15 protein-coding genes are annotated in these 13,839 nt (G+C 40.9%); 1 reads left to right on the top strand and 14 read right to left on the bottom strand.

The window, feature by feature from the left end; all coding sequences use genetic code 11:
* Positions 1-88: 88 nt before the first annotated feature.
* From IYQ92_RS00495 to IYQ92_RS00460, 8 genes are all read right to left on the bottom strand, one after another.
* Positions 89-1,399, bottom strand: a complete 1,311-nt coding sequence (locus tag IYQ92_RS00495; protein ID WP_195674814.1) for an RsmF rRNA methyltransferase first C-terminal domain-containing protein — start codon at positions 1,397-1,399, stop codon at positions 89-91.
* 12 nt (positions 1,400-1,411) lie between these two features.
* Positions 1,412-2,170: an inositol monophosphatase family protein gene (locus tag IYQ92_RS00490; RefSeq protein WP_195674813.1), complete on the bottom strand. Its 759-nt coding sequence runs from the start codon at positions 2,168-2,170 to the stop codon at positions 1,412-1,414.
* Positions 2,160-2,438 carry a UPF0223 family protein gene (locus tag IYQ92_RS00485; RefSeq protein ID WP_195674812.1) on the bottom strand — a complete coding sequence of 93 codons (279 nt, stop codon included), beginning with the start codon at positions 2,436-2,438 and terminating at the stop codon, positions 2,160-2,162. The genes IYQ92_RS00490 and IYQ92_RS00485 overlap by 11 nt, the downstream gene beginning before the upstream one ends.
* The gene (locus IYQ92_RS00480) at positions 2,431-2,844 is read right to left on the bottom strand and encodes a Spx/MgsR family RNA polymerase-binding regulatory protein (protein ID WP_195674811.1); all 414 of its coding nucleotides are present in this window, start codon (positions 2,842-2,844) and stop codon (positions 2,431-2,433) included. Before IYQ92_RS00480 ends, IYQ92_RS00485 begins: the two co-directional genes overlap by 8 nt.
* A gap of 54 nt (positions 2,845-2,898) precedes the next feature.
* Positions 2,899-3,819, bottom strand: coding sequence for a bifunctional riboflavin kinase/FAD synthetase (locus IYQ92_RS00475; protein ID WP_195674810.1), 921 nt, complete (start codon positions 3,817-3,819; stop codon positions 2,899-2,901).
* A 9-nt stretch (positions 3,820-3,828) separates the two neighbouring features.
* Positions 3,829-4,710: a tRNA pseudouridine(55) synthase TruB gene (gene truB, locus IYQ92_RS00470; RefSeq protein ID WP_195674809.1), complete on the bottom strand. Its 882-nt coding sequence runs from the start codon at positions 4,708-4,710 to the stop codon at positions 3,829-3,831.
* 75 nt (positions 4,711-4,785) lie between these two features.
* Positions 4,786-6,144: a DUF438 domain-containing protein gene (locus tag IYQ92_RS00465; protein WP_195674808.1), complete on the bottom strand. Its 1,359-nt coding sequence runs from the start codon at positions 6,142-6,144 to the stop codon at positions 4,786-4,788.
* The gene (locus tag IYQ92_RS00460) at positions 6,145-6,375 is read right to left on the bottom strand and encodes a DUF1858 domain-containing protein (protein WP_195674807.1); all 231 of its coding nucleotides are present in this window, start codon (positions 6,373-6,375) and stop codon (positions 6,145-6,147) included.
* 186 nt (positions 6,376-6,561) lie between these two features.
* On the opposite strand from IYQ92_RS00460, the gene IYQ92_RS00455 reads away from it, so the two are divergent.
* Positions 6,562-6,867 (top strand): GFA family protein, encoded by a 306-nt coding sequence (locus IYQ92_RS00455; protein WP_195675053.1) that lies wholly within the window; start codon positions 6,562-6,564, stop codon positions 6,865-6,867.
* 192 nt (positions 6,868-7,059) lie between these two features.
* Here the strand turns inward: IYQ92_RS00455 and IYQ92_RS00450 are convergent, their stop codons facing one another.
* The 6 genes from IYQ92_RS00450 to IYQ92_RS00425 all read right to left on the bottom strand — a co-directional run bounded on the left by IYQ92_RS00450 (position 7,060) and on the right by IYQ92_RS00425 (position 13,830).
* Entirely contained in the window at positions 7,060-8,421 is a 1,362-nt protein-coding gene (locus IYQ92_RS00450) for a DUF2130 domain-containing protein (RefSeq protein ID WP_195674806.1), read from the bottom strand.
* Positions 8,414-9,391, bottom strand: coding sequence for an aromatic acid exporter family protein (locus IYQ92_RS00445; RefSeq protein ID WP_195674805.1), 978 nt, complete (start codon positions 9,389-9,391; stop codon positions 8,414-8,416). The genes IYQ92_RS00450 and IYQ92_RS00445 overlap by 8 nt, the downstream gene beginning before the upstream one ends.
* 15 nt (positions 9,392-9,406) lie before the next feature.
* Positions 9,407-9,976: a restriction endonuclease subunit S gene (locus IYQ92_RS00440; RefSeq protein ID WP_195674804.1), complete on the bottom strand. Its 570-nt coding sequence runs from the start codon at positions 9,974-9,976 to the stop codon at positions 9,407-9,409.
* A 169-nt stretch (positions 9,977-10,145) separates the two neighbouring features.
* A complete protein-coding gene (topA, locus tag IYQ92_RS00435) occupies positions 10,146-12,287 on the bottom strand; it encodes a type I DNA topoisomerase (RefSeq protein ID WP_195674803.1) in 2,142 nt (713 codons plus the stop codon).
* A gap of 89 nt (positions 12,288-12,376) precedes the next feature.
* The gene (dprA, locus tag IYQ92_RS00430) at positions 12,377-13,222 is read right to left on the bottom strand and encodes a DNA-processing protein DprA (protein WP_195674802.1); all 846 of its coding nucleotides are present in this window, start codon (positions 13,220-13,222) and stop codon (positions 12,377-12,379) included.
* 62 nt (positions 13,223-13,284) lie between these two features.
* A complete protein-coding gene (locus IYQ92_RS00425; protein WP_195675052.1) occupies positions 13,285-13,830 on the bottom strand; it encodes a sugar O-acetyltransferase in 546 nt (181 codons plus the stop codon).
* Positions 13,831-13,839 lie beyond the last annotated feature (9 nt).

Genomic DNA, 13,839 nt, shown 5'->3' with positions numbered 1-13,839 from the left:
ACAGTTTTCATAATTAAATATAACATAAGTTAACTTGGTTTGAAAAGTATTTGTTTTTCCTTTTTAAGGAAAATGTATTAAATAACAGTTAAACTCGGAAACGTAATCTTTTTGGATAATAATTTTTCAAGGTATTTCCCACAACTTTAGCAAAGCCTAGACCGTTGCCGTTTACAGTTACTTGATACCAACCATTTGGAAAAGTTTGAGTTAGAGGAACGACATTTCCAGAAACATAGATACCAAACTGCTCTATATCAATTTCAAGTGTCTGTACTAGGTCATTAGGGGATAGAGCAACCCCTAGTGCGAAAGAGGGCTCGAAACGTTTCTTTTTAAAAGCTCCTAAATGTAAGCCGTTTCGAGCAATTTTAACTTTGGACAAATCAGGTAGCCCTTCAGGTAATAAGTAGAGATTATCCCCAAATGTTTGTAAAGTCCCTTGAAGCTGTCGCTTTAGATGTTGGTTTGAAAAATCTTGCCATAGTGCCAACTGCTCTTTTGTAAGGTTAGACTTTGCAGATTTGACTTTGATAGGCTCTTTGGAACGTGTGTCTTGGAGTTTGGCGACAAACTGCCCCTCACCTTTAAAATGATGCGGATACATTCTAGCGACTTGAGGCAGATTAATTCCTGAAATCATACCATTGATTTTAGGAACATCAACGAGTTCCAAGTAATCATATTCTTCGAGTAGCCACTTCACTACTTCTTCATTTTCCTCAGGTGACCAGGTGCAGGTCGAATAGACTAATGTTCCTCCGACCGATAGCATCTTCATAGCTTCTATCAGAATCTCTTTTTGAAGTTTGGCGCATTCAGAAGGATAATCCTTATGCCAATATTGTGTAGCATCGGGGTTCTTTCTGAACATTCCCTCACCAGAACAAGGACCGTCAAAAACAATCAAATCAAAGTAACCTTTGAAGACTTTTGCCAACTTTTGAGAGCTTTCATTTGTCACAATAACATTTTCTGCACCAAATCGTTCAATATTTTCGACTAATATTTTACTGCGTTTGGTAGAAATTTCATTGCTAACAAGGAGTCCTGTGTTGTTAAGGTAGGCTAATAATTGGGTGGATTTCCCACCAGGTGCCGCCGCTAAATCTAAGACTCGCATCCCCTCTGTAGGAGCGGCTACTTGTGCTACCACCTGAGCGGCTGGTTCTTGTGAATAAACTAAGCCTGTCGCATGTTCAACCGACTTTCCTGAAACTTTGCCATAGTGGCCCCAAGGGGTGTTGGGGATAGGATCAGGAAAACTTTTCTGACTCGTTTTTAAAGGATTGGTTCTAAAACCAGCTACTGCTTCTTTTTGAAAACTCTCCAGAAAAGCCGATGCTTCATCGCCAAGAAGACTCTGATATTTATCAATAAATTCTTTTGGTAATTCCATGTCCTCTTTTCCTTATGTAAGATATTTTTGAATGGTTTCTAATTTGCTGACTGGGACGAGCATAACGGTTTGGCGAGTAGTCATGTCGGGGTCTTGTCCGTCTAAGGTTAATAAGCGATAGCCTATTTTTTTCCCCATAATCATAGCCGCCGCATAGTCCCAGGGCTGGATATAGGAAATATAGGCTAGGAGCTTGCCAGATAAGACTTTACTCATGCTGATGCCTGCCCCTCCATAGACTCGGACGCCTAAGGTTTTGTCAACCAAGTCATGAATGCCATGGTAGTTTTTGGCAAACATGGAGGCGTTGGAGCCAATTAGGCTGAGCTCCAATGGGGTATCTTTGTAGGGCGCTAACTTTTTCTCGTTAGCATAAACATCGAACGGACCCCCTCCGCTAAATAGGGTATCCGTCATTACATCATAAATCAGCCCAAATTGTCCTACGCCATCTTCAAAATAAGCTATCATGATGGCAAATTGTTCATCTTGAACGATGAAATTTACCGTTCCGTCAATCGGGTCGATTACCCAAACGTGACCGTCTGAAATAGGGTGACGCACATTGTTTTCTTCAGCAAAAATATGGTCATCTGGATACTTTTCTAGGATATGCTGAATCAAAAAGTCCTGAGTCGCTTTATCAACGCTCGTCACTAAATCATCAAAGCGCGTTTTCTCTTCGATTTGATAACTGTCAGTCATGTGCTCTTTGACAAATTGCCCTGCTTGACGGATGAGTTCCTTAGCAAAGGTAAATTTAGTTTTCAAGTGAAATAAATCCTTTCCCTTTTGCTTGGGCAACTTTGACTGTCTGGTAGGTCGAATAACCACTTGATTTTTCAAATTCACGGTCGATTTGTTTCTCTTGTGCCTTGCTTTTTACGACTGTTTTGAAAGCCTTATAACTTTCAAGAACTTTCTCCGCATCAACTTTACTTTCATAAGCAGACTCTACTTGATTCAAAAAATGAAGCACTGCGGTAATCTCGTCAGTGCTCCAAGTTAAATCAAGCGGATAACTATAATTATTAGCCATTTTTCCCCTCAATTTCTGCTCTAATTGTTGCTTGACGCAACTCTTGCTTTCGATAATCACGTGATAGGAAAGCACGGATTTCATCTTCATTGAAGCCAATTTGCATACGCTTTTTGTCTAAGATGATAGGGCGACGCAATAGGCTTGGATTTACTGCGATTAAGTCAATCAAGTCAGAAATGGATAATTCATCAACATCAATATCAAGTTTTTGAAAGACTTTTGAGCGAGTTGAAATAATATCTTCGGTACCGTTTTCAGTAAATGACAGAATTTGTAATAATTCCTCACGGCTTAAAGGACTTGTGATAATGTTGTGCTCCTGGAAAGTGACATCGTGCTTGGTTAGCCATGCACGCGCCTTTCGACAACTAGTACAACTAGGTGATAAAAATAAGGTAATCATGTAACCGCCTCTTTATTTTACTACCTATATTATACAAAAAAATAGAGTATTTGACTATCCCTTTTGCCAATTTAGGGCGATTTCTTTGTCGCTGTACAGTTGGTTGACCAAGTCATCAATACCACCAAATTTAACCATGTCACGGATTTTTTCTAGCCAAATAATTTCAATGGTTTCACCGTAAATATCATCTTCAAAGTCGAAAATATTTGCTTCAAGACGGAGTTCAGTTCCTCCGAAAGTGACATTTTTTCCAACACTGGTCATGGCACGATAGCGTTTTCCTCCGACTACAACATCTGTAACATAGACGCCATCAGCGGGCAAGTAGGTGCGGTCAATTGGGGCTAGGTTTGCTGTTGGAAATCCAATCGTTCGTCCACGCGCGTCCCCGTGCACCACCATACCACGGGTAGAAAATTCATAGCCCAGCAGCCTATTAGCTTCAGCAACATTTCCTTCCACGATAGCTTCACGAATGCGAGTAGATGAGATTTTATCACCATCCTCAGTCACTTCAGCAATCGCATAAATTTGACCATCGAAGTTACGAGCAAGATAGTCACTATTCGTCCGATTATGACCGAATTTATAATCGAATCCAACAACTACTGTTTTGGCATTAAGTCCCTTGATGTAGTCACGAATGAATTCGTCTGATGAAATTTTTGAAAATCGGCTGGTGAAATCTGTTAGGTAGAGGGTATTGACACCATACTCTTCAAATTTTGCATAGCGACTTTCAGGGTATGAGATATGGAGCAATAATTCTGGGGCGAAGTGGGCGAAGGCTAGTTTCGGTGATTCATTGAAAGTAAGAACTGTGATTGTTAGATTGTCGCGCGCAGCAATTTCTTTTGCTTTATCAAAAAGCGCCTTATGCCCTCGGTGGAGCCCGTCAAAATAGCCTAGGACCAGGACAGTAGGTTCATGACTCTGAAAGTCTGTGCTGTCATTGATGTGAATAATATTCATTGTTTTTCCTTATAATAAAACTTTTCGTGGTTTGTACTCATTGCCACGCTTCTCAAGAATGGCGACTACTTTGTCTTGGTAGAAGCTAGCGAGTAGGTCCTCTTCCCTATCGAGCTGAATACGACGACCAAAGCTAATCCCAATCTTCTCTTCCTCAGCAAGGTCGACGCGTGGTAAATCGAGAACGCCATACTCAATTGGTAGTAAGAAAGAAAAATCAGCTTGTGCTACTTTCTCACTAATCTCAACAAGCGTAAGAGCGGTATCTAAAGTTAGCCCTGCTGAGGCGGTGCGCTCTAAACGAGACATATGACTTGGATAACCTAGCTTAGCCCCAAGGTCAACTGACAAGGTACGAACATAAGTTCCCTTGCTACAAGCAACTCGGAAATTAAAGTGACAAAGGCCATCTTCAAAAATTAGGGGACTTGTCCGCTCAAAATTACGGATAGTAACTTGTCGTTGCGGACGCTCCACTTCTTGCCTCGCACGCGCATATTCGTAGAGTTTTTTGCCATTCACTTTGACCGCAGAATACATTGGCGGAATTTGAATGATATCACCGATAAAGGCTTGCATCGCTTGGTCTATACGTTCTTCTGACAAGTTCTCATCGACTGGTTTACGGTCAATGATTTCCCCACTGGCATCTTCTGTGCTCGTTGAGTAGCCTAGAGTGACCTCGCCTTCGTAGACTTTTCCCGCTTCTGTCATGTATTCAATAACACGCGTTGCCTTTCCTACGGCAATTGGTAGAACGCCAACAACGTCAGGGTCAAGAGTACCACCGTGACCGATTTTTTTCTCTTGGAGAATTTTACGCAGTTTAAAGACGGCATCATGTGATGTCATCCCTGCTTCTTTTTTTAAATTGATAATTCCTGTAATCATAATGACTATTATAGCAAGAAATAAATGGAAACACAAAAGAGCGAGATGGGAAACTCGCTCACTGATAGATTTATTCTAAATATCTCTGTTCATGTCTGTGTCAATATCACGATAGTCTTGAATATCTTGAACATATTCTAAGACACCTTGAAATTCACCTTCTTGGTCGCGGACAGCTGCATAGGTGACATGGACAAATTTTCCGAGACGGTCTGATTTGAACCACATGGTGACCTTATCGCGTTCTCCGCTACGTAGTAATTTGAAGATGGTCTTGACCTTATCAAGGACTTTTGGTGGATGACAGAGCTCGACATTTCGTCCCACCTGACTTGGTGTACGTTTAAAGACCATGTCCTTGGGGTCCCCCTGGTCATTATAGTATTGGAAAATATCGTCCTTATTGACAAAGGTTATTTCCATTGGGAGATGGTTGAGGATGAGGTTGGCTTGTTCTACAGATAGGTAGCCGTTTCCCATGTGCTGTGGTGTGGTGCGGTCAGCGACTGTTTCTTCTGTTTTAGGTGTGAAGGTAATGGTGAACTGACCTTCTGGTGTGTCGATAATGCGCGTATTCGGGGCTTGTTCTTCTGACAATTCTTCTTGCGTGGTGTCAGCTTGGGGCTCGTCCGCTACTTCTGCGCTAGCTGATTCTTCAAAAGACTCGCGGTGAGGTTCCCAAACTTTGGTTGTCTTGATAATTGCATAGCCGTAAGCATCGCTTTCTTGCGCGATTTGAAGCCAATCGTCTTGCGTGAAGGTTTCCAGCAAAATCATGAGGAGAATCGCCTCTTCCTTGAAAATCATCTCCTCAAACTCTTTGGCGAAGCGCTCAAAACTTTGGCTGACATCATCGATTGAGACTTGTGGAAGTTGGGAAATGAGCTGGCGCGTGTCTTTGAACATTGCCCGAATATCATCATCAACGCCCCACATCACCTTAGGTGGTGCATCATGTCCGTAACGTTCCATGATAGGGAAGAAGACCTTCTCCTTACGCGAATAATGGTTGTGGAACTGTCCGAGTAAATCCATCTGATGTTGCAAGCCAGATAAAATCTGGTCTTGGAATTCCTTATTCTCAGGTTTATTGTAGTTTTCAAGGATACGTCGGATGCGTAACATAGCTGCGCGAAGGGCGATGTTTTCCTGCTTGAAAACATAAACGGGGTGACCTTCTTGATCGGTGTCAGGCACCTCTACATCATCCACAGCTCCCTTGAATAAGTTTGCGTGGACATTGCAGAGCCCCATAACATCTTCAAAGGTGATGCCTGTATCTGAGGACATAAGTTCGTGCTCCATCATAGAAATTTCCAGAGCTGAGACACCTTTAAAATGTTGATTAAATTGCTCTTGAACAGATTCGGCAGTTGCACCTTGGTGCAAGTCTAGAAGGATATTTTTGAGAACATCGATGCGATCTTGACTCATTTATTCACCTCCTAAGATATCATAGCCATTGAAGATAAGAGTTTGTTTGATGGTTTCTAGTGGAATATTTGCTAATTTAGCGCCAGCCTTCAAAGTGGTTACACGACCAACGGTATTTAGCATAGCAGGATTGGCTAGGGGTTTGAATCCTAGCTGGACGAGGATATCTTTGAGTTCTGGATTTGCTGCAATCAGTTCTGCAACGGGTTTACTTAAATCTATTGTATTCATAGCATTGTACTCCTTTGTTGAGATAGTATTATTATAGCGAATTTTCAAGGAAATTACTTTAAAAGTTGACAAATTGGATATTTTATTAGAAAGTATAGTCAATAAAAATTTGTGAGGTACACTAATGACTAAAGGTTCATGTTTATGTGGTGCAGTGACTTATGAGCTGACTAGTTTGAGGGACCAATTATTTTTTGCCACTTTTGTCAAAAGGCAAACGGAACGGCTTTCTCAGCTAACGCTATGATTCCTAGAGATAATTTTCACCTTTTAACCGGTGAAGACAATTTAGTAACTTATGATTCGTCTCCAGGGAAAACTCGCTATTTCTGCGCAACTTGCTTCAACCCGATTTGGCACGAAAAAGCAGATCAACCAGAGCTTATCACTTTGAGATTAGGAAGTTTAGATCAGGTTGATGATACTAATTTCGATAACATCGAACGTAAGCATACAAATCTTGAATCTCAGCCAGCTTGGTTGGGTGATTGATAAAAAGGAACTGTGTTGGCTGAACACGGTTCCTTTTTTATGATGGGATGTCTGGATAGAATCTAAGCGATGGATGAGCTATCATGCTAGACCCGATAGTATCGTAAAATCTATTTTCGTTAGAATTTTAAAATGGCTTAGAGAAGGTTTAGATGGTCATTTTTAACTGATTTTTCATAAGCATGATATTCATTATGACTCCTTCAAGGCTTCAAATTTAGCTTTCATAGTCGGATTTTTACGCGTCAATTTTTTTACAGAGACATCTTCCAACTTATTATTAGCTAAACGGAGCTGATTTTCAGAGGTCGTGAGGGCTGCTTTAACAGCTTCCATGCGCTTGATGGCTTTGTCGATTTCATCGATTGCCTTTTGGAAATTCTTGCTGGCTGAATTGTAATTTTTAGCAAAAGCATTTTTAAAAATATCTAAATCTTCCTCAAAGTGGGTGATATCGATATTTTGCTCACGAACAAGCGCCAATTCTTGCTTATATTGCAATGAATTCATAGCAGCATTACGCAGAATACCAATCAATTGGATGAAGAACTGCGGACGCACCACGTACATTTTTTCGTACTTGTGGCTAACATCGACAATACCCGTGTTGTAGTAGTCGTTATCAGCTTCTAGCATAGTGACTAGTACCGCATATTCGCAGTCTTTTTCACGACGGTCCCTATCCAATTCCTTAAAGAAATCCTCATTTTTGTGCTTTTTAACCGTGTCATCCGCTTCATTTTTCATCTCAAACATGATGGACAAAATCTCAACGCCGTTTTCGTCCTTTTCACGGTAGATAAAATCGCCTTTAGAACCACGACTTGAAACGGTGTTATCTTTTTCAAAATAGGCATTTGGAAAGGCAAGATTGCGGACTTTGTTGAATTCAGTCTCGGCGTAAATTTCCAGACTTTCACCGATAGCTTTGGTGGATTGCTGCGCTTTAAAATTTTTATAGAACTCAACTTGCTCATTAGCTGCCTTTAGCTGACTCTCATAATCGCTACGTAACGTAGCTAGCGCCAGCTCATTTTCCTTCTCCTGAAGCGCCAATTGATTTTGAATAGCGTCACGCTGACGCTCCACATTTGATAAGGACTTTTGAAGTTGATTTTCATGCTCCAAACGCAATTTATCAAGCTGTGCCTCCAAATCACGCAAATGCTGATCTTTTTCGGATAGTTGCTCAGATAGACTCTGCTTCTGATCTTTTAAAAGTAAAGCCTTCTCTGTATCAAACTGCTGAATTTTAAAACTGAGATTAGCAATCTCTTGGTCTTTTTGAGAGAGGGCGGTTGCTAGTTCAAGGTCCTTTTCGTTGGTCAGACGGTCTAATTTAGCCCTAAGTTCAGCAGTTTCTTGATCTTTTTTGTCCATGTGCTCTTGAAGTTGATTTTTAGCTTTTTCATCGAGAAGCGCAGTTTCACGTGCCAGACGCTCATGCAGTTCCTTTTCAAACTCCTGACCACGGACTTGGTCTAAAAGTTGACTGTATTCAGATTCGTTGATGGTAAAAACAGTGCCACAGTGCGGGCATTTGACGTCATTCATTTAGTTCTCCTTGATTGTTAGTCATGTAGCATTGGTAGAAAGTCACCTTGAGTTGAAGGAAATGTTCCAAGTCATGAAGATTTTGGAATAGACGCGCGCAATTTTCAAATTCTTCACGTGTTTTGGGAAGTTCTCTCTGGCGAAAATCAGACAAGCACTGATTGATAGTCGTTAGCAGAGCTGTCGCTGGATTTTCTTGACTAAGTTGTTCAGCTGTCTGTCCAAATAATTCAGCCAAGATTTCTCCTTCATCACTAGCTAGCTGACAGTGATTCATATTGTGGGCAGTCAATCGTAAGACTTGATTTTGTTGCTGACGCATTTCAAAGTAGTGAGCTTCGTAGTTTGTTTGTTTGAAAACTTGGTTATGACGGTCTCGGTAAACCAAGGCTAAAGCTTCCTCTAACAGACTATCAAGTTCGTTGATAAGGCTGGCCTCATTTCGTCCACCGCCATCAAGTAAAAACTGATTGAATTTCAGTAGAATACTTTTTAGCAACTTCTCAGATTGTTGGTGATAACTCTGTACTCGCTTGTTATGGGATGGCATGTAGAGATTGGCAAGGAGGGCGACTCCTGCTCCTAAGATGAAAAGCGCCAGCTCATGACCCATAAAAGCCAAAGAGATAGTCCTCTCTACCCAGAGATGCGTCACCAGAACCGTACTCGGCGCAATACCAGCAGCTAGCTCCCACCCCAAAGCTAAGGGAATATAAAAGACTAGGTAGCAGGTAAAAGCAAGAAGGTTGAAGCCGAGCGACTGGAAGGCAATATAGGCAATAGCTAGCGCTAAAAGCGCAGACAAGAAGCGGTGATAGGTCATTTCTAAAGTTGAACGCCGTGTATCGAGAACACTCAAAATAGCGATGACTCCCGCCGCTGTTGCATAGGATAAACCGAGTTGCTGGGCAAGCGAAGTCGCAAGAACAGTTGACAGAATCATTTTAATACTACGTTGTAAGATAGACATCAAAATCCTCTCTTCTTAAAATAATTGTCGATTGATATCATCTTGAATACGTTGCCACTCCTGTTTAGCGCGTGAGATTTTACGCTGAAAATCTCCTAAACCTTGTAAATATCGGCTAATCATGTAGTCTTGTTTGACCAAAGGAATGCTTGGTATTTCAATATCAAGCAAAGAGTCTGTACTTAAATTGATAACGGATTGTCCATTATCAGCCTTGTCTAACTGTCTTCTTCCCTCTTTCGAATCCAAAAAAAGCTTGATGTAGTAGCCACGAATAGTGTCATTAGGACGAAGAATAGTAATATTAGCCGAAGCTATTGTGGGATAGTTTTGTTGCTCATAGACGGCTACTTTCTTAACAGTACCTTTTGAAGCAATCAGAACATCTCTTTCTTCGAGCAAGTAACGAGAGTATTGCTTTTCTGTCAAGTCGGCTGTTTTCAAGTTGGTATAATCGATTATCCCAGAGGCGCTTATATCACTTATATTGATAATATGAACGAGACCAGGCTCAAGCTTTGAGGAGATTGCCCGCCCTTTAAAGTGAGTGACTTGATCACCTAGTCGCTGTTGTGATGAATTCATAGGAGCTCCTTTGTAAGTTAGTAATAATAGTATATCACAAATATGAGTATTAGACTACTAAGATGTTCTGCTGTAACTCTGAATTGCTAAAAAGCCAGAAATAAGTCACTAGTACTTTGATATTCAAAAATAAAATTCCACTACTTTCTTGAGGCAGTGGAATTTCGTATTATTTAATTTTTTCTTCTTGATAGTCACAATTTTCATCCGAGCAGACGACTTGTTTACCACCACCACGGACTTTCTTCTCAACAAGGAAGTGTCCTGATTTAGGACAATCACGTCCAACAGGTTTATCCCATGAAGTAAATTCACACTCAGGGTAACGGTCGCAGCCATAGAAAAGGCGATTGCGTTTCGTTTTGCGCTCAATAACTTGTCCTTGGTGACAAACTGGACAAATGACACCAATTTCTTTAGTGATAGCTTTAGTATTATGACATTCAGGGAAATTACTACATGCGTAGAATTTACCATAACGCCCAAGCTTAATCACCATCGGATGCCCGCATAGGTCACAATCAAATCCTGCTGGTTCATCCTTGATTTGAATTTTTTCCATTTCAGTTTCAGCCTTGGCCAATTCTTTTTCAAATGGATGATAAAAGTCATCGATAACCTTTTGCCATTGTTGCTTACCCTCTTCAACCTCGTCCAGCTTACCTTCCATTTCGGCGGTAAATTTAACATCGACGATGTCAGGGAAAAATTCAACAATCAGACCGTTAACAATTTCGCCAAGTTCAGTTGGTTCAAAGCGTTTAGCTACTAATTTGACATAATAGCGGCGCTGAATAGTTTCAAGAGTTGGCGCATAAGTCGACGGACGTCCAACACCATTTTCTTCAAGCGTCTTAATCAGAGTTGCTTCGGAGAATCGTGCTGGCGGTTGTGTGAAATGTTGTTCAGGTTGAGTATTTACTTTTTTAACAATATCACCTTCTGCCATCTCTGGAAGCATCTTATTCTTGTCAGAGTCGTTATAAACGGCCATGTAACCATCAAATTTAACCTGACTACCATTTGCGGTAAACATAACACCGTTCTGTGTTAAATTGACTTTCATAGTGTCAAAGACAGCCGCAGTCATCTGGCTAGCCACAAAACGATTCCAGATAAGAGTATAGAGCTTCAGTTGATCCTTGTCGAGGAATTTGGCAATACTTTCAGGTGTATAATTGACATTTGACGGACGAATTGCTTCGTGGGCATCTTGTGCCCCAGAGGCATTTTTGACCTTGCTACCATGTTTTGAATAATTAGCACCAAAGCGTTCTGTGATGAAATTTGCCGCATCATTTTGGGCAACTGGACTGATACGTGTTGAGTCAGTACGCATATAGGTGATAAGACCTTGGTGCCCTGCTGACCCAAGTCCAATTCCTTCGTAAAGCTGTTGAGCAACCATCATGGTTTTACGAGTACGAAAATTGATTTTATTAGCTGCATCTTGTTGCATTGATGAAGTGGTGTAAGGAAGCGGTGCATTCCGACGACGCTCTTTCTTCTCAACCTTTTCAACAAGAAAATCATCGCTGGTAATTCGTGCTAGAACTTGTTTAACATCTTCGTTATTAGAAAGTTTCATTTTCTTGCCGTCTAAGCCGTAAAAAGAAGCTTGGAATTTACGTGTTCCCTTTTTGAAGGCACCGTCAATTGTCCAATACTCTTCCGGTTTGAAGACCTTGATTTCATTCTCACGGTCAATAATGAGCTTAAGCGCAACGGATTGAACACGTCCAGCTGACAAGCCTTTTTTGACCTTTTTCCAAAGAATCGGTGAAATCGAATAACCTACAATACGATCCAGAACACGACGAGCTTGTTGGGCATCTACTAAGTCCATATCAATCTGGCGTGGCTCGACAAAAGCGTTTTTAACGGCGTCCTTGGTGATTTCATTGAAGACGACACGGTTGTTGTCTGTCTCATCCAAATTCAAGATGTGCGCTAAATGCCATGAAATAGCTTCTCCTTCACGGTCCGGGTCACTGGCAAGATAGACTTTTTTTGCCTTTTTTGCTTCTTTTTTGAGGTCATTAATGAGAGGACCTTTGCCTCGAATATTGATGTACTGTGGCTCGTAGTTATTGTCGAAATCGATAGACATGCTTGATTTTTTCAAATCACGGATATGTCCAACAGAAGCGACAACCTTATAGTTTCGTCCTAAATATTTCTCAATAGTCTTCGCCTTAGCAGGAGACTCCACGATGACAAGATTTTTCTTAGGAGTTGCCTTTTTCTTCGTTGATTTTTTAGTGGTGGCTTTTGTTTTGGTAGCCGTTTTTGTTTTACTTGTAGTTGCCATAAGCGTCACTTTCTAATTCGTAAACTTATAGCATAATAACTTACTTTTCTTAAACTGTCAATAAAAAACTTTTTCCTATAGGAGAAAGTCTAATTTAGATTATATTCTGAAAGGACGTCAAAACCTGCTGTGATACACTTCGCGCCTTCTTTTATCAAATGATGACAACCATCCGATTTTCCGTCAATAATATTCCCTGGAATTGCAAAAATATCCCTTCCTTCTTCCAAGGCACGTTCACAAGTAATAAGACTGCCTGAACGCATTTTGGCTTCTGCTACGATGACTCCTTGACTGAGACCAGCAATAATCCGATTACGCTCTGGAAAATGGAATTTCAGCGGTTGCTCACCAGGTTCGTATTCTGTCAGAATGAGCTGGTTTTTGACCATGTATTCTTGCAGAGCTGCATTTTCTTTAGGATATGTGATATCAAGTCCAGTTCCGATGATGGCAATACTAGCTCCGCCGTTTTTCAAAGAAGCGATATGTGCAGCTGTATCGATACCGCGTGCAAGTCCGCTGACGATAACAAATTGATTGTTCAATTCTTTGATGATTTTGTGGACAGACTTAGTTCCTGTCTCAGAAGCTGTACGAGCTCCTACAACAGCTAGTTTAGGCTTGGCTAACAATTCTAGATTACCTTGATAAAAGAGCAAGACGGGCGCGTTATAGGTGTTTTTGAGTTCTTCAGGATAGTCTTTATCAAAAATGGAAAGACTTGAAAATTGGTTGAAACTCTGACGCAATTGTTTACTGTCCAGATTTTTATAATGTTCCATGAAGATGGCTGGTTTTTTGCATTTTGAGACGACTGCCATATCACGGAGTGACAGCGATTTTCCCACTCGTGCCTGATAGTCTAAAATATGGTGAATGTTAAGATTGGTTAAGCCAGCTTTTTTTAGTTTGTATAGTTCGAAATTGTTCATAGTTACCTCCCAACTATACTATTCGAAAAAAGAAGCCGATTTCTCAACTTCTTTCCTCATTTCTATAATTGTTTAATAACTCGTGCTGGATTTCCTGCGATAGCCACATTGTTGCCGAAAGACTTGGTCACAACACTTCCAGCCCCTACGACCACATTATCTCCCAGAGTAACACCAGGTAAGATAGTCACTCCACCACCCAGCCAAACATTGTCGCCGATGGTAATTGGCGCACCATATTCCAAACCAGCAATCCGCTCCTCAGCATCAAGCGGATGTAACGGTGTCAAGAGTTGACAATTCGGTCCAATCATGGCATTATCGCCGATGCGAATTTCACAGACATCTAAAAAGGTTTGGTTGAAGTTTGCATAGAAATTCTCTCCAACATGGATATTTGAACCGTAATCACAAACAAAATTTGGCTCCATCATGATATATTCACCTGTTGAACCCAACCAAGATTTGAGCATTTCGCTTCGTTTACTTCTATCTAATTCTTGATTAAAAGCCATAATTTTTTGACGAGTAGATAAGCGTTCACTCTTCAAATCGCTATCGCTAGCGTCATAAAGTTGACCAGCTAACATTTTTTCTCGTTCGGTTATTGCCATCTT

This window comes from Streptococcus sp. HF-1907 (genome assembly GCF_015594605.1).
Taxonomy (GTDB): Bacteria; Bacillota; Bacilli; order Lactobacillales; family Streptococcaceae; genus Streptococcus.
The sequence above is the reverse complement of the archived record's forward strand: the minus strand, read 5'-3'. Positions and strand labels throughout refer to the sequence as shown.